Raw genomic sequence first — 20411 nt, 5'->3', positions numbered from 1 at the left:
ACAGTGATGTCAGTCACTGACAAAAAGCATAGATTGCAAAGTGTCAGTCACTGCCATAATCTCACGGGATAGGTAACGAGCACCCGGGGGCACCATGACCACGCAGACCACAGCGGCACCACCCGATCAGGGGCGTACGCGCTTCACCGAGAGCCCCTGGGCCACCCTCGTCGCCATCGCCTTCGGCGTCATGATGGTGGCCCTCGACGGCACCATCGTCGCCGTGGCCAACCCCTCGATCGGTGCCAGCCTCGGCGCCTCGCTGGCCGAACTCCAGTGGGTCACCCACGGCTACCTGCTCGGACTCGCGGTCTTCCTGATCACGGCGGGCAAGCTCGGCGACCGCTTCGGCTACCGGAACACCTACCTGGTGGGCGTTGCCGGATTCGTGCTCTCCTCGGTGGCGATCGCGCTGTCGTCCGGTGTCATCATGCTCATCGCCTTCCGGATCGTCCAGGGGGTTTTCGGAGCACTGCTGCTCCCCTCCGCCATGGGCCTGCTGCGCGCCAGCTTCCCTCCCAGCAAGCTGGGCCGGGCCTTCGGCGTCTTCGGCAGCCTGATCGGCGCGGCCACGGCGGGCGGCCCGATCCTTGGCGGGCTCCTCGTGGGCGCGTTCAGCTGGGAGGCCGTGTTCTACATCAACGTCCCGGTCGGCGCCGTCGCGCTGGGCCTGGCACTGTGGCTGATCGCCGCGAACCGGCCCACCGACGCCGGGAGCCGCATGGACCTGCCCGGCATCGTGCTGATCAGCGTCGCGATCTTCGCGCTGGTGTGGGCGCTGGTCGAAGCGCCGAGCATCGGCTGGGCCCACCCCGTCACCCTGGTCTCCCTCGGCGTCGCGGTGCTCTTCGGTGTCGCCTTCGTGCTGTGGGAGCGCAAGCCCGAACAGCCGCTCATCCCGCTCGGCCTGTTCGCGCACCCCTCGGTGTCCATCGGTGTGGTGCTGACCGTGGCGATGGCCCTGGGCCTGATGGGCTCGCTGTTCTTCATCACCTTCTACCTCCAGGGCGTGCGCGGGATGAGCCCCGCCCAGACCGGGCTCCAGCTCATCTCCATGACCGCGATGATGGCGGTCACCTCACCGATCGCCGGGCGCGTCCTGGACCGGGTCGGCGCGAGGCTCCCCACCACCCTCGGACTGCTGTCCGCGTCGGTCGGGATGTTCCTGCTCTCCCGCCTGGCGGCGGACACCGGCGTCGTGTACATCTCGGCGGCGTTCGTGCTGCTGGGCGTGGGCCTGAGCCTGGTGATGACCGGCGCCACCGCCGCGATCATCGGCAACGCCCCGGTGCGCTTCGCCGGGGTCGCTTCGGCGGTCCAGCAGGCCGCCATGCAGCTCGGCGGTTCGCTGGGCACGGCGGTGCTGGGCGCGGTCATGTCCGCGACCATCGTCTCCACCCTGCCCGGCCACTACGCGGCGGCCGGTCTGGCCGAGCCCTCCACCGGAGAGCTCTCCTCCATGCAGAGCACCGTCGCCCAGGGCGGGGCGGTTCTGCCCGAGGGAGCTGACACGGGGATGGCCGCCGCGGTCACCCAGGCGAGCAACCTCGCCTTCCTCGATGGCCTGCAGCTGGCCTTCGGGATCGCCGCCGCGGTGATGCTGGTGGCGGCCGGACTGTCCCTGTTCATGAAGTCGGGCCGGATGACCGACGGCCCCGCCGTGCACGTCTGACCCCGGAACGGACCAACGAAGGGCGCCCCGGCGGAACGATCCGCGGGGGCGCCCTTCCGGCATGGCCGGCTCAGGTCGTGTAGTCGGCGTTGATCCTGATGTAGCCCTCGGTCAGGTCGCAGCCGTAGACCGTGAACGCACCGTCCGCGATGCCCAGGTCCACGCTGATCACCACCTCGTCGCCCTTCATGTGCTGGGCGGCGCGCTCCAGGGTCTCGTCGGTCGCCTCGGTCGGGAAGGTCTCCACGTCACCGAAGACGATCCGCACGTTCTCCGGGAACACGTCCGTCTCGTCCGAGCACTTGCCCACCGCCATCGCCACCCGGCCCCAGTTCGGGTCGGCTCCGTGCACGGCGGTCTTGACCAGCGGCGAGTTCACCACGGCCTTGCCGATCCGCTTGGCCTGGGCGTCGTCGCGCGCCCCGGTCACCCGCACCTCGATGAGCTTGCCCGCGCCCTCGCCGTCGGAGGCGATCATCCGGACCAGCTTGAGCGCCACCTCATGCAGCGCCGCCTCGAACTCGCCGACGTCGACCGGCCCGGCCAGGCCGTTGGCGAGGATCGCCGCGGAGTCGCTGGTGGAGGTGTCGGTGTCGATGCTCAGGGCGTTGAAGGTCTTGTCCACCACCCGGCGGAACACCTCGTCCAGAACCGGCTGCTCCAGTTCGGCGTCGGTGAAGAACCAGGTGAGCATGGTCGCCATGTTCGGCTCGATCATGCCCACGCCCTTGGCGATGCCGGTGAGGGTCGCTCCGCCGACCTTCGCGGTGGCGATCTTGGGGTGGGTGTCCGTGGTCATCATGGCCGCGGCGGAGCGGTCCAGGTCGGCCGGGGGGAACTCGGCAGGGAGGCCCGCCAGGTAGGAGCGGACCCTGTCCATCGGGTAGGGGCGGCCGATGACCCCGGTGGAGGCGATCAGGATGTCGTCGGGTTCGACCCCGGCGGCACGGGCCACGCCCTCCTGGACCTCGCGGGCGTCGGCGGTGCCGATCTGGCCGGTCGCCACGTTGGCGTTACGGGCGATCACCGTGACGCCGCGTGCGCGGCCGTCGGCGGCGGCCTCCCGGCTGAGGCGGACGCTGGGCCCGGCGAACCGGGACAGGGTGAACACGGCGGAGACCACCGCGGGGGCCTGGGAGACCACCGCGAAGAAGTCGTCCTGGGGGTCCTTGATCCCGATGTTGCCGGCCACGCCGACGAAACCGGCGGGAACGGGGGTCTTGTCGCTCATCGTCCTCCTCGGAACTTCGTGGTCGCCAGCCTACTTCGCCACGCCCGAAGCCCCTGTTTACGGCCACGGCCTACGGGGGTTTCGTACTGTTCGGAGACGGCGCGGGTGTGACAAGCCCGAGCGAACGGGGTATCCGCCGAGAAGGGGGAGACCGCTCGGGGGGAGGCGTGTTGTGCGTGATGGTGACTGGCTCACGGAGACGGGAGCGCGGATCCGCGGAGTCCTGAAGGTGCTGGTGGACGCGGACTGGCTGCCGGGCGGGGCCGCTGTGGTCGGTACCGGCGGCATGTGGGAGTTCGTCGCGGTGGGCAGCGTCGACGGCGAGCACGACACGGCCCCGGACGTGTCCTACGACGTGGCGAGCCTGACCAAGGTGATGGCGACCTGGCCGCTGGTCGGCCGCGCGGTCGCCGAGGGGGTTCTGGACCTGAACGCCCCGATGTCCGAATACTTTCCGGGTGAGGACCTTCCAGGGGCCTGGGTGACGGCCCGGCAGATCCTCACGCACACGAGCCGCCTCAACCAGGTGACCTGGATGGAGCGGTACGTGGGCACGGACCAGGACCTGGCCGAGGCGATCCTGGCCGACCCGCTGGAGGAGCCCGGCTACCACTACATCGACCGCGGGTTCATCCTGCTGGGCCTGCTCCTGGAGCGACTGTACGGCAGCACCCTGGACCGGCTGGCCGACGACCTCTGGGCCGAACTGGGCATGCGTTCCACCACCTACGGCCCGCTGGCGAGGTCGCCCGGCGTGGCGCCGACCGAGCGGCGGCTGGTCGGCGCCGGACCCTCCTGGGGCGTGGTGCACGACGAGGCGGCCGCGCTGATGGGCGGGGTGGCCGGGCACGCCGGGGTGTTCAGCACCGCCATCGACCTCGGCGCCTACGCCCGGGAGATGCTGCGCCTGCACGAGGGCGGTACCGGGATCATCCCGGGGTCGTTCGTGCGGGAGAGCTGGTCACCGCAGGTGGACGCGGGCGCGCGGCTGTCGAGGGGGCTGGCCTGGCTGGTCACTCCGGAGGGCGTGGTCTACCACAACGGGTTCACCGGGACGAGCTTGTTCATGCACCCGGAGAGCGGCCGGTACGTGGGCGTGCTCACCAACGCCGTGCACTACGGGCGCGACCGCACCGGGCTGGTGGACCTGCGCTCGGCCGCGCGGTCGGCGCTCACGCCCCAGGCCCACGAACACGAATCCTCTCCGTGAGTCGGCCGAGCAGTTCGGCCAGCCCGGCGGGGCCGGGGACGACCAGGTCCGCGGCTTCGGCGACCTCGGTCACCTCGTCGGAGGACGAGCACACCGTCAGACCGGGGACGCCCCGCCCGCGCAGCGCGGCCACCGCCGCGAAGGCGGGCAGGTCGCCCAGGTCGTCACCGGCGTAGAGGACGCGCTGGGCCGCCCTCTCCTCCACCAGGGAGGTGAGGGCGGCACCCTTGTCCACACCCTGTGGACGGAGTTCGATCACCATGCGACCGGGCTCCAGCTTCAGGTCGGCGCGCCGGGCCAGCTCCGCCAGGGGAGCGGCCAGCAGTTCCAGCGCGCGGTCGGGGTCGTCCGCACGGCGCGTGTGCACGGCCAGCGAACGCCCCTTGTCCTCGATCCAGGTGCCCTCCGGCGCGCCCGAGGCGTCCACCAGAGCGGGGAGTTCGGCCCGGACCAGGGCCACGCCGGGCGGTGGGTCGGCGGCGACCACCCGGCCCCCGGCCCAGCGCTCGGCACCGTAGTGGCCGAGCACGACGATGCCGGGTACCCGGTCCAGCCCGCCCAGGCGCACCGCGGTGGCCGCGGCCCGACCGGTGATCACCGCGACGGTGCCCACCAGGGTCGAGAGCTCGGCCAGCGCGGCCACGATCCCCGGATGGGGGGCGGAGGTGAGCGGATCGGCGACGATGGGCGCCAGGGTGCCGTCGAAGTCGAAGGCGGTCAGCGCCTCGGCGGGGTCGGCGAGCAGCGCTTCGAGCGCGGCGCGGCCGGCCCGGGTGGTCGGTTCGGGCAGGCCGTGGGCTTGGGGCGAGGGCATGCGAGGACCTTGTCGCAGTCGGTGGGAAAGCTGCTGTCGGTAGGAGGGCCGCGCGTGCGGGGCCGGCCGGAGGACGCACGCGCGGCGCCGGGAAGGCGCGGGGCGGTGCGGGGCGGGTGCGTCCGGGGATCTTCCCTGCTGTCACACCTGCCGTCACACCGGCTGTCGCGCCGGATGCCGGAACTGGTCCAGGGGCTGGGAACGCGGTTCGGGAAACTTCGGGAAATACGGTTCGCAGAACGCGGGTCAGAGGTGAATGCCCAGCTGACGCGCGTTGCGTTGGCGTCGGCGGTCGGCGCGCAGGCGGCGCAGACGTTTGACGGTCATGGGATCGAAGGCGAGCGCCTCGGGACGCTCCACCAGGCCGTTGAGCAGTTGGTAGTAACGGGTCGCGGAGAACCCGAACTCGTCACGGATCGCCTGTTCCTTGGAGCCCTCGAACTTCCACCACTGGCGTTCGAAGGCGAGGATGCGCTGTTCGCGTTCGGCGAGGGCCGACTGACCGTCCGCGGACGGACCGATATTCGGCATGGGACACCCCCTGGACGGGTAATTGGTTTGTCCGGATCGGCGCGACTCATGCTAGCGACTCGACATGCCGGATGAGGAGCGGAAAACCCAGGACTGGCACCGGGGATACAGTTACCTTTCCTACCCCTCAGGCTACTTGTCCAAGCCTGGATCCTGTGCTCGTGAAAGAATCGCGAGAGTCCGGGGAGGGCCCGGTGCAGCGCTGACCGCAACGTTTCGAGGGAGCCTGACGTGCTCGGGGGCAACAGCCGTAACAGGAGACACAAACGCCACGTGCTAGGCGTCGCGGCGGGGGCCTGCGCGGCGCTCACCGTACTGGTGACGGCGGTTCCAGCCGTCGCTGACCAGGAGGACATCCCCGACTTCCGGCCGGAGCAGTGGTCCCTGGAGTCCATCGGTGCGCAGGAGGCCTGGGAATCGACCCGGGGCCGGGGCGTCACCGTGGCCCTGCTCGGGGTCGACATCGACGAGAACCACCCCGACCTGCGCGACAACGTCGAGGTCGACACCGAGTTCGGCGGGAACGGCAACGACACCGAGCAGGGCACCGCCGCCGGCGCGCTGGTCGCCGGACACGGCCACGGCATGGACGCGGACGGCGGGGTCCTGGGCGTCGTTCCGCTCGCCAACCTGCTGGTCCTGCCGGGTGAGGACGACCTCGCCGGGGCCATCGGATACGCGGTGGACGCGGGCGCCCAGGTCGTCCTGCTGCCGGACGAGGTCGCCGACGACGAGGAACAGCTGGAAGCCACCGCCTCGGCCGCGCGCAGCGGGACCGTGGTCGTCGCCCCGGCCGGCGGGGAGGAGGACCTGAACGTCCTCGCGGTGGGCGGCACGGACGAGGACGGGGAACTCATCCCGGACTCGCCGGAGGCTTCGTCGATCGACCTCCTCGCGCCCGGCGCCGACCTGTACACGGCGGGCGAGGACCAGGGCCAGATCCAGGTGACCGGGACCCCCTACGCGGCCGCGGTGGCCGCTGGGGCGGCCGCGATCCTGGGTGCCGAGTACCCGCAGCTCAACCCGGAACAGATCCGGTCGGCCCTGCTCGAAGGCTCCCAGCGGGGGGCCGAGGGGCTGCCGTCCCTGCACCTGCCCTCCGCGGTCTCCCAGGCCTCGGGCGAGGCGCAGGACACGCCGTTGATCGACGAGGACCTGGTGCAGGAGGACTCCCCGGCCGTCCCGGTGTGGCTCTGGTTCGCGCTGGTGGGCGTGGTGCTGGTGATCATCGTGCTCGTGCTGGTGCTGTGGGTGCGCCGGACCACCAAGGACCCCTACGGCGTGGCGGCCGAGCGCCGGGAGGAAGAGGAGCAGCTGGCGGCCGAGCGCGCCGAACAGGCCAAGGCCGAGGAACGTCCTTCGCGGCGCAGGAAGGGCGGCCGCCGACGCAGGAAGTAATCGCCCGGACACCGAACCGAACCCGTGGCGCGCCCGGCTCCGTCGGACCGGGCGCGTCGCCGCGTCCGGGTTTCTCACACAGCGTCATCGCTGGTCAGCTAGGGGTCATAGCCGAGGTGCGCGTGCATATGTAAGGCACGCCCAGGGTCTTGACGAGGGCACTCCGGGCGACAAGGCTTTGTGGAATGTCGTCCCTCGAAACGCCCTCTCTGCCCTCGCGAGGAGAAAAGCGGGTCGGACCCGGCCCCCAGTCACGCAACCTGGTCAACGGGCGCGTGCGCATCTCCGAGCCCGATCCCAAGTGGCCCTACCTGTTCCGGCAGGAGGACGGCCGGATCCGCGGTGCCCTCGGCGACCGGGTCCTGGCCCTGGACCACGTCGGCTCCACCTCGGTGCCCGGCCTGCCCGCCAAGCCCTGCGTCGACCTGCTCCTGGTGGTCGCCGACTCCGCGGACGAAGCCGCCTACCTGCCCGACCTGGAGGCGGTCGGGTACTCCCTGGTCATCAGGGAGCCCGACTGGTACGAGCACCGGGTCCTCAAGGGGCCCAGCATCAACCTCAACCTGCACGTGTTCGGTCAGGGGTGCGAGGAGATCGACCGCATGCGGTTGTTCCGCGACTACCTCACGGCGAACGCGGGGGCCCGGGAGCGGTACACCGCGGTCAAACGCGAGCTGTCCGAACGCACCTGGGAGAAGATCCAGGACTACGCCGACGCCAAGACCGGCATCGTCAGGGACCTGCTCGCCGAAGCGGAGGCCTGGCGCGCGGAGGGCCCCCAGGACGGCTGACCCGGGACCTTCCGATCAGGGACGCGGCGAGAGGGCGTGTCCGCCATCGGACACGCCCCGCGTCACCCCCTGGGCCCAGCCATCACTGACCCGAGCCCCTGCCTTCCCTGAACCGCCTTCCCGAGCGCTAGCCCAACGAACGCAGCTGGTCCTGGAACCAGCGGCGCGGCGGCAGCGCCACCGCCGCCTCCGCCAACCGCTCCCGCCGCTTGCGGCGCTCCGGCTCGGGCATCGACAGCGCCTGGTGCAGCGCCTCCGCGGTCTCCACGGTGTCGTAGGGGTTGACCAGCAGCGCGTCCTCACCCAGCTCGTCGGCGGCGCCCGCCTCGCGGGAGAGCACCAGCACGGAGTCGTGCTCGGAGAGCACCGGGCCCTCCTTGGCGACCAGGTTCATCCCGTCCCGGATGGGGTTGACCAGCAGCACGTCCGCCATCTGGAACGAGGCCAGTGAGCGCGGGTAGTCGTCGTTGACCTCCAGGACCAGCGGTGTCCACTCGGGGGTCGAGAACTCCTCGTTGATCTCCTTGGCGGTCCGCAGCACCGACTCCGTGTACTCCCGGTACTCGGGCACGTCGCCCCGGCTCGGGTAGGCGAACGCCAGGTGGGTGACCCGCCCCCGCCACTCCGGATGCGCCCGCAGCAGTTCCCGGTACGCCTCCAGGCCGCGCACGATGTTCTTGGACAGCTCGGTGCGGTCCACCCGGACGATCAGCTTGGTGTCGCCCACCGCCTCGCGCAGCGTGCTCCCGCGCTCGGCCACGGCGGGATCCGAGGCGCTCTCCCGCAGGTCGTCCTCGTCCGCGCCCAGGGCGTGGACGCCCACCTCGACGATCCGGCCCCCGTGTTCCACGGTGCGGCGTTCGAGGTCGACGTCGGCGCGCAGGATCTCCGCGCAGCAGCGCAGGAAGGCGTCGGCCCAGCGCGGGCTCAGGAAGCCCAGCCGGTCCGCGCCGAGCATGCCCTCCAGCAGCTCCCGGGCCACCTGGGCGGGCAGCATCCGGAAGTACTCCGGCGGCGCCCACGGGGTGTGCGAGAAGTGCGCGATCCGCAGGTCGGGGCGGCGGGCCCGCAGGATGCGCGGCACCAGAGCCAGGTGGTAGTCCTGCACGGCCACCCGGGCGTTGTCGGCGGCCCCGCCCACGATGGCCTCGGCGAAGGCGTTGTTGTAGGCGGTGTAGTCCTCCCAGAGCCCGCGGAACTCCGAGCCGAAGGAGGGCTTGTTCGGGGTGTCGTACATCATGTGCTGCACGAACCACAGGGTCGAGTTGGCCACCCCGGTGTAGGCACCCGCGAAAGTCGTCTCAGGGATGTCCAGCATGTGGACGCGCATGCCGCCGAGGTCGTGGGCACGGTCCAGCCGGGCTCCGGGCGCCTCGGCGGCCGCCCGCCGGTCGGCGTCGGACAGGGCGGCGCACACCCAGAGGCTGTCGATCTCGGTGGCGACGGAGATCATCCCCGACACCAGGCCGCCACCGCCGCGGCGGTGCGCCAGGGAGCCGTCGTCGGCGGTGGAGAAGGAGACCGGGCCCCTGTTGGAGGCGATGAGGATCTGGGCCTTGTCCACGTGGTCGTCCTCTCGGGAAGAGCAAGGATGGGAGGGGTTACGCACTTCTCCTAGGTCTCGCCTTCGGGGTGCGGTCCCAAACCCTCGCGAGGTCAGTCGTGGAGACCGTCACACGAGCGAGACACCGCACGCGCGCCGGGGTCCGCTTCGACCTGCGCCGTCTCATCGTGTCTCATTATTTGAGCGGTTTTGTGTAATCCAGGTCACCCAGCGTGGAAAACCGGTCAACACGTCCGTTACAGTGACGGTGCGGGCCCCGAGCGGGCCTGTGACAACTTCATATTGCTCATCCAGAGGGGTGGAGGGACCGGCCCTGCGAAGCCCCGGCAACCATCTCGACACGTGGAATCGCGAGAACCGCGAACCCGTCGAGGCAGGTGCCAACTCCGGCCTGGGGTCAAGGTGGCCACCAGGGAAGATGAGGGGAGACGCCTCGCTATGGCGATTACCGCCACTGAACCCACCGCTGTCCGCGCCTTCGGTCCCGGAACCGCCCTCTCCTGTCGCGAGTGCGGCGAGCGCTACGAACTCTCACCGATCTTCGCCTGCCAGTTCTGTTTCGGCCCCCTCGAGGTCGCCTACGACTTCGGCGACGTGACCCGCGAGGAGATCGAGAGCGGCCCCAAGAACATCTGGCGCTACCGCTCCCTCCTGCCGGTGCCCACCAACGTGGCCGACCTGCCGAACATGAACCCGGGCCTGACCCCGCTGGTCAGGGCCGACCGCCTGGCCGCCGAACTCGGCCTGAGGTCCCTGCACGTCAAGGACGACTCGGCCAACCCCACGCACTCCTTCAAGGACCGCGTGGTCGCGATCGCCGTCGAGGCCGCCCGCACCTTCGGCTTCACGACCCTGTCCTGCTCCTCCACCGGGAACCTCGCCGGTGCCGTGGGCGCGGCCGCCGCGCGGGCCGGGTTCGACTCGTGCGTGTTCATCCCGGCCGGGCTGGAGGAGGGCAAGGTCGTCATGGCCGCCGTCTACGGCGGCAAGGTCGTCGCCATCGACGGCAACTACGACGACGTCAACCGCTTCTGCTCCGAGCTCATCGGGGACGAGGCCGGCGAGAGCTGGGGCTTCACCAACGTCAACCTGCGGCCCTACTACGCCGAGGGCTCCAAGACGCTGGCCTACGAGATCGCCGAGCAGCTCGGCTGGCGCCTGCCCGAGCAGATCGTCATCCCGATCGCCTCCGGCTCCCAGCTCACCAAGATCGACAAGGGCTTCCAGGAGCTCGTCAAGGTCGGCCTGGTCGAGGACCGCCCCTACAAGGTCTTCGGCGCGCAGGCCACCGGCTGCTCCCCGGTCGCCAAGGCCTGGGAGAACGGCCACGACGTGATCCAGCCGGTCAAGCCGGACACCATCGCCAAGTCCCTGGCGATCGGCAACCCGGCGGACGGCCCGTACGTGCTGGACATCGCCACCCGCACCGGCGGTTCCGTCGAGCACGTCGGGGACGACGAGATCGTCGACGCCATCAAGCTGCTGGCCCGCACCGAGGGCATCTTCGCCGAGACCGCGGGCGGGGTGACCACCGGCGTCCTGCGCAAGCTGGTCCGCGAGGGCAAGCTCGACCCCGAGGCCGAGACGGTCATCGTCAACACCGGTGACGGGCTCAAGACCCTCAACGCCGTCGACTCGGGCGTGACCGCCACGATCAAGCCGTCCCTGGCCGCCTTCAAGGCCGAGGGCCTGGCCTGATCCCGCCCGCGTCCTTCCCGCGGCCACCCGCCGCGGCCACATCCCAGGAGACACGAACACCATGAGCGCCAGCGTCCGCGTGCCCACCATCCTGCGCACCTACACCAACGACGCCTCCGAGGTCACCGCCGAGGGGGCCACCCTCGCCGAGGTCCTCGACGACCTCGAGGCCAACCACCCGGGTATCCGGGCTCGCATCCTCGATGAAAGCGGCAAGGTCCGCCGTTTCGTGAACGTCTACGTCGGCGACGAGGACGTCCGCTTCGAGAAGGGCCTGCAGACCGAGGTCAAGGACGGCCAGCAGGTCTCGATCATCCCCGCGGTGGCCGGGGGCTGCTGATCGGGCCGCTGATGTGAACCCTGCGGGGCGGGTGCCGTCGGTGCCCGCCCCTCGCGCTGTCCGCGGGCCTCGTAACCTGGGAGGGAGATTCTTCCGGGACGAGGGTGGCGATGTCGGCGACGCGGTTGTTGGTACTCGGGGTGGTGCGCGTCCACGGGCAGGCGCACGGGTACCGGGTAGGTCGTGAGCTCATGGACTGGGGCGCCGAGGAGTGGGCCAACGTGAAGTGGGGCTCGATCTACCACGCGCTGCGCAAGCTCTCCGAACAGGGGAAACTCCGTGAGTTCGTGGCCGAGGGGGAGGTCACCGAACGTACCTCCTACGAGATCACCGATGAGGGGGAGGCCGACTTCCTCCGTCTGTTGCGCGGCGCTCTGAGCCACGGCGGTGACGACCACGCGCTGTTGTGCGCGGGGGTCACCCTCATGCCCTGCCTGCCGCGCGCCGAGGTGATCGAACTCCTGAAGGAGCGGCTCGCCGTCCTGGAGAAGAGCGACACCGAGGTCGTGTCGGCGATCGACGCCACCGAAGCGGAGTGGGGCAAACCCGCCCACGTGCGCGAGCTCTTCCGGCTGTGGCACTACACGGTCGACGCCGGTGCTGACTGGACCCGGCAGCTGATCGCCTCCCTGGAGGCGGGGGAGTACGTCATGGCCGATGACAGCCCTCAAGCCTTCGGTCTGCCTCCGGTCTGACTCCCGGTCTGGCCCTCAGTCATGTATTAAAACTTGAATATCTCCGTGCGGTGGTGCACGCTGATCCCTGTATTCAAGTTTTAATACGGAGGGATCGATGATCCACACACGAGAGCTGACCCGGCACTTCCGGGTCGGCAAGGAGACCGTCGAGGCCGTGCGCGGTGTCGACATCGACGTGTCCGAGGGAGAACAGGTCGCGCTGCTCGGACCCAACGGCGCTGGAAAATCCACCACCCTGCGCATGCTCACCACCCTCCTCGATCCCACATCCGGGACGGCCGCCGTCGCCGGGCGCGACGTTCGCACCGAACCCGCCGAGGTACGGCGCCGGATCGGGTTCGTCGGGCAGGGACACGGAGCCGGGGAGGAACAGCGGGTCCGCGACGAGCTCTACACCCAGGGCCTCCTCTACGGGCTGGACAGGCGCACCGCGCGTCGCCGCGGTGACGACCTGCTGGAGATGCTCGACCTCGCGCCCGCCTCCGGACGCGAGGTCAGCACGCTCTCCGGGGGGCAGCGGCGCAGGCTCGACATCGCCATGGGACTGGTCCACCGACCCGGACTGCTCTTCCTCGACGAGCCCTCCGCGGGCCTGGACCCGCACAGCCGGGCCAACCTGTGGGAGCACGTCGTACGGCTGCGGGCGGAGTTCGGGACGACGGTCGTACTCACCACCCACTACCTGGACGAGGCCGACTCCGCCGCCGAGCGGGTCCTGGTCATCGACCACGGCCTGGTGATCGCCGACGGCACCCCCGACGAACTCAAGGGCCGGGTCTTCGGAGACCTGGTCAGCCTCACCTTCGCCGATCAGGTCCAGGCCAGGGGCGCCGCCGAGGTGGCCGAACGGCTCGCACCCGACGGCGGGGTCGAGGCCCTCGACGGCGGCGGGGCCCACCACGAGGTGCGTTTGCGGGTGCAGCGCGGCGACGCCGTCCTGCCGGAGCTGCTCCGCGCGCTCGACGCGGCCGACCTCGACCTGAGCGCCGTCCAGGTGCAGCGGCCCACCCTGGACGACGTGTTCCTGACTCTGACCGGCCGCAGCCTGCGCGAGGAGGACCAGTGACCGCCGTCGACCGCCGCGAAACCGACCCCGCCGCCTCCGTGCGGACCGCCGGAGGGCTCTCCGGGATGTTGCGCGACACCGGAACCGTGTTCGCCCGGCAGATGCGCCCGGTCCCGCACCGGCCGTTCATGATCGTCTTCGGAATGCTCCAGCCGCTGCTGTACCTGGTGCTGTTCGCGCCGCTGCTCACCGGGCTGGCCGGGGCCGAGGGCGAGAATCCGTGGCAGTGGTTCGTGCCCGGCCTGTTCGTGATGCTGTCCCTGTTCACCGCCGGGTTCGCCGGGTTCGGGCTGTTGCCGGAGATGGCCTCGGGGGCGTACGAGCGGATGCTGGCCACCCCCGCCAGCCGGGTGGCGCTGCTGCTCGGCTGGGTTCTGCGCGACCTGGTGATCGTTCTGGCGCAGATGCTGCTGATCCTCGTGCTGGTGCTGCCGTTCGGTTTCCGGACCACCGCGCCGGGGGCCCTCGCGGGGTTCGCGCTGCTGGCCGTGCTCGGGGTCGGGCTGGCCACGCTGTCGTACCTGGCCGCGATGATCGCCAAGCACACCTACGTGTTCGCGCCGATCATCCAGACCGTGATGATGCCGCTGATGCTGCTCTCGGGTGTGCTGCTGCCGATGGAGTTGGCCCCGGGCTGGCTGTACGCGCTGTCGCGGTTCAATCCGGTCGCGCACGTGGTGGACGCCGCGCGCGTGCTGTTCGGCGGCGGGGTCTGGGACGGGACGGTCCTGCTCGGCTGGGTGATGGCGGTCGGGATGACCCTCGTGGCCCTGGTGGTGGGCGCGCGTTCCATGCGGCGCCTGAACACCTGACGCTTCCGAGTGCCCGAAGGGGGTTCTGAGGAGCGTCCGAGCACGTCACCCCGGGGTTCGCCTACTGTTCGCCGAACGCTCAAATCATGACTTGGCGGGATGTTCGCGCAGGTGGAAGGCGTTCCCCGGGGTGTGTAAATCGTGACCACATCGTTTGCACTCTCCATGGGCGAGTGCTAAAAAAGGGAGTGGTTAGCACTCACCTTTGCCGAGTGCTAACCGGATCGAGGCTGCGAGACCACGGGCCTCCGGCAGCAGGGTTGCCGGGGAGAACGCGGTCGTCCGTCGCGGGCGCACGCCTCGTCCCGTCGCGTATCACCCCGGTCACGGGAGGACTAGAACTCAATGGCAGCAAAACTGATCGCGTTCGACGAGGAGGCCCGCCGCGGCCTCGAGCGTGGTATGAACCAGCTCGCTGACGCCGTCAAGGTCACGCTCGGCCCCAAGGGCCGCAACGTCGTCCTGGAGAAGAAGTGGGGCGCCCCCACGATCACCAACGACGGTGTCTCCATCGCCAAGGAGATCGAGCTCGAGGACCCGTGGGAGAAGATCGGGGCCGAGCTGGTCAAGGAGGTCGCCAAGAAGACGGACGACGTCGCCGGTGACGGTACGACCACCGCCACCGTCCTGGCCCAGGCCCTCGTCCGCGAGGGGCTGCGCAACGTCGCCGCCGGCGCCAACCCGATCGGCCTCAAGCGCGGCATCGAGGCCGCCGTGGCCCGCATCAACGAGGAGCTCGGCAACCTCTCGAAGGACGTCGAGACCAAGGAGCAGATCGCCTCCACCGCCTCCATCTCCGCCGGTGACACCCAGATCGGTGAGACCATCGCCGAGGCGATGGACAAGGTCGGCAAGGAAGGCGTCATCACCGTCGAGGAGGGGCAGACCTTCGGGCTCGAGCTGGAGCTCGCCGAGGGCATGCGCTTCGACAAGGGCTACATCTCGCCCTACTTCGCCACCGACCTCGAGCGCATGGAGACGGTCCTCGAGGACCCCTACATCCTCATCGTCAACTCCAAGATCTCCAACAACAACGAGTTCCTGCCCGTTGTCGAGAAGGTCCTGCAGTCCGGCCGTCCGCTGATGGTCATCGCCGAGGACGTCGCCGACGGCGCCCTGCAGACCCTCGTGGTCAACAAGATCCGCGGCACCTTCAAGTCCGTCGCCGTCAAGGCTCCGGGCTTCGGTGACCGCCGCAAGGCCCAGCTCGGCGACATCGCCGTGCTGACCGGCGGCCAGGTCATCACCGAGGAGGTCGGCCTCAAGCTCGAGAACACCGAGCTCGACCTGCTGGGCCGCGCCCGCAAGGTCGTCGTCACCAAGGACGAGACCACCATCGTCGACGGTGCCGGTGACGCCACCGCCATCGCCGGTCGCGTGAACGAGATCCGCAACGAGATCGAGCGCACCGACTCCGACTACGACCGCGAGAAGCTCCAGGAGCGCCTCGCGCGTCTGGCCGGCGGCGTGGCCGTCATCAAGGCCGGTGCCGCCACCGAGGTGGAGCTCAAGGAGCGCAAGCACCGCATCGAGGACGCCGTCCGCAACGCCAAGGCCGCGGTCGAGGAGGGCATCCTGCCCGGCGGTGGCGTCGCGCTGCTGCAGGCCAGCGTCCCCGCGTTCGCGAAGCTGGAGCTCGAGGGCGACGAGGCCATCGGTGCCGACATCGTTCGTCGCGCCATCGGCGAGCCGCTCAAGCAGATCGCTGCCAACGCCGGCCTCGAGGGCGGCGTCGTGGCGGACCGGGTCAAGAACCTGGAGCCCGGTTTCGGCCTCAACGCCGCCACCGGCGAGTACACCGACCTGTTCAAGGACGGCGTCATCGACCCGACCAAGGTCACCCGTTCCGCTCTGCTGAACGCGTCGTCCATCGCTGGTCTGTTCCTGACCACCGAGGCCGTCATCGCCGACAAGCCGGAGAAGGCGGCGGCCCCGGCCGGCGACCCGACCGGTGGCATGGGCGGCATGGACTTCTAGTCCAAGGCGTCCGAGGTCCGGATACGCGACCTCGCCCGCGACAGCCGGGCGGTCCCCTCACGGGGCCGCCCGGTTTCGCTTGTGTCACGGAGGCCCTGTGCCGTGGAGGCACGGCCAGGAGTCAGGGTTCGGGAAAGCCGTCCGGCCGGACCGCGTCGGCCAGCGGATGCCAGCCCTGGGCGCCCGGGAGCTCTTGCGCCGACACCGGCCCGTAGGAGCCGCGCGCATAGGGTTCGGGTTCGGTCTCCGAGTCGATCACCGAATCGACGATCCGCCAGGACTCCTCCACCACGTCGAAGCGTACGAACTGCTCCGGGCTGCCGGTCACCGCCCCGTGGAGCACGTGCTCGTAGGCCTCGTGGCCCTGGCCGAGCTGACGGGCGACGTCCGCGCCGAGCACGAGCCCGGCCGCGGAGTCGCCCTCCGCCCCCGGCTTGTTCAGCAGCATCTCGAAGGTGAGCCCCACCCGCGGCTCCAGCTGGAACCGGATGAGGTTGGCCGGGCCCGGATAGAGGTCGACCGCGGGGCGCTTGAGCTCCGCGACCACCTCCCACGACGTGAGCGGCATGTTCTTGCCCGAGCGCACGTAGAACGGCACCCCGGCCCAGCGCCGGTTGTCCACCCACATGCGCAGCGCGAAGAAGGTCTCCGTGGTGGAGTCGGGCGCCACCCCCTCCGTGTCGAGGTAGCCGTGGTAGCGGCCCCGCACGGTGTCGTCCGGCTCGATGGTGCGCACGGCGCGCAGCAGGCGCAGCTTCTCGTCCTTGACCACCGAGGGCTCGGTGGAGACCGGGGCGTCCATGGTGAGCAGGGCGAACAGTTGGAGCAGATGGTTCTGGAACACGTCCCGCAGGGCCCCGGCGGCGTCGTAGAAGGAACCCCGGTCGTCCACCCCGAAGTCCTCGGCCATGGTGATCTGCACGTTGTCCACGAACGCCCGGTTCCACACGGGCTCCACCAGGGTGTTGCCGAAGCGCGTCACCGGCAGACCGCGGACGGGCTCCTCGCCCAGGAAGTGGTCGACCAGGTAGAGGCTCTCCGAGGGGAAACAGCCCAGGAGCTCCCGGTGGAGTTCGCGGGCCGAGGCGAGGTCGTGGCCGAAGGGCTTCTCCAGGATCAGCCGCGAGTCCCGGTTGAGCCCGGCCTTGGCCAGGGCCTGGGCGACCGTGGTGAACAGGGCGGGCGGAACCGCCAGGTAGTGGGCGGTGAAGGAGTCCTGGGGCAGCGCGTCGGCGATGGCGGCGTAGGTCCGGGGATCGTTGAGGTCGCCCGTCACCATGGTCATCCGCTCGGTCAGCCCGCGCAGAACCGACTCGTCGACCTCGGCCCCGTGCTCTGAAGGGGTCTGGGCCAGGTGCTCGGCGATCGCCTCCCGGGTCCGCTGTCGCAGCGTCCCGGTGTCCCAGTCGGACCTGGCCACCCCCATGATCATGGTGCGCAGCTCGTCCCTCGCCGCCAGGCGGTAGAGCGCGGGCATGAGGTACTTCTTCGCGAGGTCGCCGGTGATCCCGAAGATCACCAGGGTGTCGGCATCGGGCCCTGTGGTCATGGTGTCCCCTCGTCGCTGGCTGCCGCGCGGACGCCCGGAGGTTCCGCGCACGTTGGCGGGCCTACCCGGCCCGGGCCGCTGCCGCGCCCAAGGGCGGACCAAGAAAGGGTGTACGGGGGGAGGGGCTCAGGGGCGGATGACTCAGGGGCGGGGACGGAGAACGGGGTCAGCTGACGAGGTCGACCCACTCCCGGACGGCGGCCTTCACCTGCGGGGTGAGGTCGCTCTCGCCTAACCGGTGGGCGGGGAGCCAGCGGAAGCCCGTGTGCTCCTCGGAGAGCACCACCGGCGTCCCGTCATGGGGGACCGCGAAGGTGAACTGCCGCTTGCGGATCCCGCTACGGGACACGTAGTCGAACCAGGTCGCGAAGGCATCCAGGGGAAGCGTCCCGGGTGCTCGGCCGATCTCCTCGCGCAGCTCCCGGGCGAGTCCTTCGAGCAGCCCCTCCCCGGGATCCACCCCTCCGGAGGGGAGGGACTCCGCACCGGGGAAGGAGGTGTCGTCGTCCCTGCGGCGCAGCAGCAGGACCTCGCCCCCGCCGTTCCGGTGGACGATCGCCCCGGCCGAGAACCGTTCGATCCCCTCGGCGCGGGCCAGGGCGATCAGTTCCTTTTCGTCCTCGGGTTCCAGGAAGCGCATATGGCGAGCATCCGATCGGAGAGTAGGGACCGCAGGGTGCGGGAGGGAGGTGCCCGGCCCCGGTGGGGCCTGGGCCGGGCACCGTGGGATCAGCTGCCGCGGGTCACGTAGACGGCTGCCACCGCTGCGAGGATCCATGCGCCTGCGGCTACGGTCAGTGTGACCGCTGCGGAAGCTCCGGCGACGTGGGCCAGGCCGCCGAAGGCCAGAAGGGGAACGGCGGTGCCGGTCAGGGCGAGGAGCGAGGCCGACGCCCTCTCGACCATGGACCCGGCTCGGGCCCTCCCCCTCAAACTGGCCCAGGCCCCGTCCGAGTTGATGCCTCCCTCCACCTGGTAGGAGACGGGCGTTCTGTCGATGTCGACGTCCGCCCGTTCTCTGGGGTACTCGTCGTCGAGACGAATCTCCCTGGTGTGGGTCTCTACCCGAGTCTCCCGCTGCTGCGGGAACTGTCCCCGGGGATCTCCCATATACCGACCTCCAGCCATAGGCGTACAGGGGAAGTGCCGATCCGGTTCGGTGGGGGCCTCGCCGTTCGGTACCGATGACGCCTCAGCGTCGAGTGTCCACGGCGAAGAGTTTATCAGGCGGGCTATCTCGATGCATCTTGTGTGATGATGGAAGATGCATTGACCACGCGTCATATCAGGATGATATATTCCTACCAGTCTGATCATCGATGTGGAACGGAGTAGGAGGGGGCTTGGCGATGGCTGAGATCAGTGCGCGGACGGGAACTCGCCCGTGTGATGGCCGGCGCGGTTCTCGCGACGGTGCTCTGCTCGGCTGTCCGCGTGCCGCGGTGTTCTGCTTTCCTGCCGCACCCCGCCGTTGCCTCATGCCGCCCGCGCGGTGTTTCCGGCTTTCGTCGCGGCCGTGTATCCCGCGGCTCCCCGCTGATCGAGCCCGCTGCCGTCGAGCCAGAGAACGAGGTTGTGTCATGTCGCCCAAGAGCACAGGAAGTGAACTCACCGATGCCTCCCAGGGCCGGGGCCGTCCGACCGGTCGCAGGGCCGCCGGCTCCTCGGCGCGTGTCACCGTCAACCTGACCGCGCGATCCACCAAGGCATTGGAAGAGGCCGTCGCCGCCACGGGTGACACCCAGACCGATGTCATCAACCGTGCCCTCCAGGTGTACGCCTACCTGGAATCGGCCATGGCCGAGGGTGACCGCGTCTACCTGGAGAACGCCGAACGCCAGGAGCGCGAGCGCCTGCGGTTCTTCTGAGCGCCGGACCTTTCGTGTGCCCGCAATCCTGTGCCTGGCCCTCCCGGCATGACCACCTCCGCTGAGGCCGATCTCCTGCCGTGAGCGTCGGGTGTCCACAACGCCGACTCTTGGCTGATCCCCCCTCAGCCCGAACGGGCTCCGGGAAACATGTCCCGGAGCCCGCGTGGGTGGCCGCTCAGACCCGGACCAGGTTCAGACCCGGATCAGGGTCAGGTAGGCGAATCCCATGATCTCCCTGGCGCCGTGCAGGCGGAAGCGCCGGTGCCCGTCCGCTCGGGCGCGGATCTCGTCGGCTCCGGGGGCGTCCGGGTTCTCCAGGAGCCAGTCCTCCCAGCCCTTGGCGTTCCCGTTCTCCATGACGTCCCACTCGTCCACGGTCGCCTCCTCCACCGCGTACAGCCGGAAGCCGTGCGAGAGCGCGAAGTCCACGAGCTCGGGCAACGGGCGGTACTGCTCGCGGGGGACGTCCTCCACCGCCGCCATCTCCGCGTCCGTGGGCGGCCGCTTCCAGAAGCACTCCCCGAACAACGCCCTGCCGCCGGGCTTGGTCAGGTCCGCCAGGGCTTCCAGCGCGTTCGCGGTGTGCACCACCGGATCACCGCCCCACACGTGCGTGGAGCCGACGTTGAACACCACGTCCGCGGGCTCGCCCTTCCACGCCCCGGCGTCTGCGACCACCAACTCGACCCGGTCGGCCAGCCCGCGTTCCTTCGCGTTGTCCCGGCCGTGCCGGATGTTGTCCTCACCGAGGTCGATCCCGAACCCGGTCGCGCCGGGTTCGGTGGCGAGCGTGCGCAGCAGCAGCTCGGCCCAGCCGCAGCCGACGTCCACGACGTGGCGGCCTTCCAACGGGCCGAGCGAGCGGATCAGCCGAACGGCCCGCTCATCGGAGAGCGGGCCGTTGAAGTCGAGGTCGCGGTACATGGGGGGAATCTCGGGGGTCGTCATCCGAGCAGGGTCACCCGAACGACCCTCACCTGTCCACCGGTTTTCCCACCCTCCGAGGGCCTTCGATCACCAGCCCCGCGTGTAGGTGAACGCCCCGAAGGGGCCCCACCCCCACCCCCCCACCTCGGCCTTCGGCCGGTGCCCTCCCCAGGTCGGCGAACAGCACCAGCGGCCCGCCAGCCCCCCGGGCCCGCCAGACCCCCGGGCACAGTTCCGGCCCCCTTTTCGAAGATGATCTTGC

General features: G+C 70.1%; 19 protein-coding genes and 1 riboswitch. Of the genes, 11 read left to right on the top strand and 8 right to left on the bottom strand.

The genetic code is table 11. The features are described from left to right. Positions 1-94: 94 nt before the first annotated feature. Positions 95-1672, top strand: coding sequence for a DHA2 family efflux MFS transporter permease subunit (locus HNR07_RS21095; protein ID WP_184366480.1), 1578 nt, complete (start codon positions 95-97; stop codon positions 1670-1672). A gap of 70 nt (positions 1673-1742) precedes the next feature. On the opposite strand, the gene argJ is transcribed toward HNR07_RS21095, so the two are convergent. Further along, on the bottom strand, positions 1743-2903 hold the full coding sequence (gene argJ, locus HNR07_RS21090; protein WP_184366479.1) for a bifunctional glutamate N-acetyltransferase/amino-acid acetyltransferase ArgJ: 1161 nt from the start codon (positions 2901-2903) through the stop codon (positions 1743-1745). A 172-nt stretch (positions 2904-3075) separates the two neighbouring features. Between argJ and HNR07_RS21085 the strand changes: the two genes are divergently transcribed. Beyond that, on the top strand, positions 3076-4113 hold the full coding sequence (locus HNR07_RS21085) for a serine hydrolase domain-containing protein (RefSeq protein ID WP_184366478.1): 1038 nt from the start codon (positions 3076-3078) through the stop codon (positions 4111-4113). Here the strand turns inward: HNR07_RS21085 and otsB are convergent. Then, positions 4076-4927, bottom strand: coding sequence for a trehalose-phosphatase (gene otsB, locus HNR07_RS21080; protein WP_184366477.1), 852 nt, complete (start codon positions 4925-4927; stop codon positions 4076-4078). The two genes, HNR07_RS21085 and otsB, sit on opposite strands and share 38 nt — an antisense overlap. Before the next feature lie 246 nt (positions 4928-5173). Beyond that, positions 5174-5458, bottom strand: a complete 285-nt coding sequence (locus tag HNR07_RS21075; RefSeq protein WP_184366476.1) for a DUF3263 domain-containing protein — start codon at positions 5456-5458, stop codon at positions 5174-5176. Positions 5459-5731: 273 nt separating this feature from the next. On the opposite strand from HNR07_RS21075, the gene HNR07_RS21070 reads away from it, so the two are divergent. After that, positions 5732-6856 carry a S8 family serine peptidase gene (locus HNR07_RS21070; protein ID WP_312893922.1) on the top strand — a complete coding sequence of 375 codons (1125 nt, stop codon included), beginning with the start codon at positions 5732-5734 and terminating at the stop codon, positions 6854-6856. Positions 6857-7041: 185 nt separating this feature from the next. Next, the gene (locus tag HNR07_RS21065) at positions 7042-7647 is read left to right on the top strand and encodes a GrpB family protein (RefSeq protein ID WP_184366474.1); all 606 of its coding nucleotides are present in this window, start codon (positions 7042-7044) and stop codon (positions 7645-7647) included. Positions 7648-7774: 127 nt separating this feature from the next. On the opposite strand, the gene HNR07_RS21060 is transcribed toward HNR07_RS21065, so the two are convergent. Next, positions 7775-9211 (bottom strand): alpha,alpha-trehalose-phosphate synthase (UDP-forming), encoded by a 1437-nt coding sequence (locus HNR07_RS21060; protein ID WP_184366473.1) that lies wholly within the window; start codon positions 9209-9211, stop codon positions 7775-7777. A gap of 283 nt (positions 9212-9494) precedes the next feature. After that, a riboswitch (SAM riboswitch) is annotated at positions 9495-9636 on the top strand. 13 nt (positions 9637-9649) lie between these two features. Here HNR07_RS21060 and thrC point away from each other — a divergent pair. From thrC to groL, 6 genes are all read left to right on the top strand, one after another. Continuing rightward, positions 9650-10909, top strand: coding sequence for a threonine synthase (gene thrC, locus HNR07_RS21055; RefSeq protein WP_184366472.1), 1260 nt, complete (start codon positions 9650-9652; stop codon positions 10907-10909). A gap of 61 nt (positions 10910-10970) precedes the next feature. Continuing rightward, positions 10971-11249, top strand: a complete 279-nt coding sequence (locus tag HNR07_RS21050; RefSeq protein ID WP_184366471.1) for a ubiquitin-like small modifier protein 1 — start codon at positions 10971-10973, stop codon at positions 11247-11249. Between the two features lie 110 nt (positions 11250-11359). Further along, the gene (locus tag HNR07_RS21045; RefSeq protein ID WP_184366470.1) at positions 11360-11944 is read left to right on the top strand and encodes a PadR family transcriptional regulator; all 585 of its coding nucleotides are present in this window, start codon (positions 11360-11362) and stop codon (positions 11942-11944) included. Positions 11945-12041: 97 nt separating this feature from the next. After that, positions 12042-13013: an ATP-binding cassette domain-containing protein gene (locus HNR07_RS21040; protein ID WP_184366469.1), complete on the top strand. Its 972-nt coding sequence runs from the start codon at positions 12042-12044 to the stop codon at positions 13011-13013. Continuing rightward, on the top strand, positions 13010-13825 hold the full coding sequence (locus HNR07_RS21035; protein ID WP_184366468.1) for an ABC transporter permease: 816 nt from the start codon (positions 13010-13012) through the stop codon (positions 13823-13825). Before HNR07_RS21040 ends, HNR07_RS21035 begins: the two co-directional genes overlap by 4 nt. Positions 13826-14170: 345 nt before the next feature. Beyond that, a complete protein-coding gene (gene groL / locus HNR07_RS21030; protein ID WP_184366467.1) occupies positions 14171-15802 on the top strand; it encodes a chaperonin GroEL in 1632 nt (543 codons plus the stop codon). A 121-nt stretch (positions 15803-15923) separates the two neighbouring features. On the opposite strand, the gene zwf is transcribed toward groL, so the two are convergent. The 3 genes from zwf to HNR07_RS21015 all read right to left on the bottom strand — a co-directional run bounded on the left by zwf (position 15924) and on the right by HNR07_RS21015 (position 18461). Then, a complete protein-coding gene (gene zwf, locus HNR07_RS21025) occupies positions 15924-17351 on the bottom strand; it encodes a glucose-6-phosphate dehydrogenase (protein ID WP_184366466.1) in 1428 nt (475 codons plus the stop codon). A 166-nt stretch (positions 17352-17517) separates the two neighbouring features. Beyond that, complete coding sequence (locus HNR07_RS21020) at positions 17518-17991, bottom strand: NUDIX hydrolase (protein WP_184366465.1); 474 nt, start codon at positions 17989-17991, stop codon at positions 17518-17520. An 89-nt stretch (positions 17992-18080) separates the two neighbouring features. After that, entirely contained in the window at positions 18081-18461 is a 381-nt protein-coding gene (locus HNR07_RS21015; protein WP_184366464.1) for a hypothetical protein, read from the bottom strand. A gap of 470 nt (positions 18462-18931) precedes the next feature. Here HNR07_RS21015 and HNR07_RS21010 point away from each other — a divergent pair, with 470 nt between their 5' ends. Beyond that, complete coding sequence (locus HNR07_RS21010; RefSeq protein ID WP_184366463.1) at positions 18932-19219, top strand: ribbon-helix-helix domain-containing protein; 288 nt, start codon at positions 18932-18934, stop codon at positions 19217-19219. Between the two features lie 195 nt (positions 19220-19414). Here HNR07_RS21010 and HNR07_RS21005 read toward each other — a convergent pair whose 3' ends face one another. Next, complete coding sequence (locus HNR07_RS21005; RefSeq protein ID WP_184366462.1) at positions 19415-20170, bottom strand: SAM-dependent methyltransferase; 756 nt, start codon at positions 20168-20170, stop codon at positions 19415-19417. Positions 20171-20411 lie beyond the last annotated feature (241 nt).

Source organism: Nocardiopsis metallicus (genome assembly GCF_014201115.1).
In the GTDB taxonomy this organism is placed as follows: domain Bacteria; phylum Actinomycetota; class Actinomycetes; order Streptosporangiales; family Streptosporangiaceae; genus Nocardiopsis; species Nocardiopsis metallicus.
The sequence above is the reverse complement of the archived record's forward strand: the minus strand, read 5'-3'. Positions and strand labels throughout refer to the sequence as shown.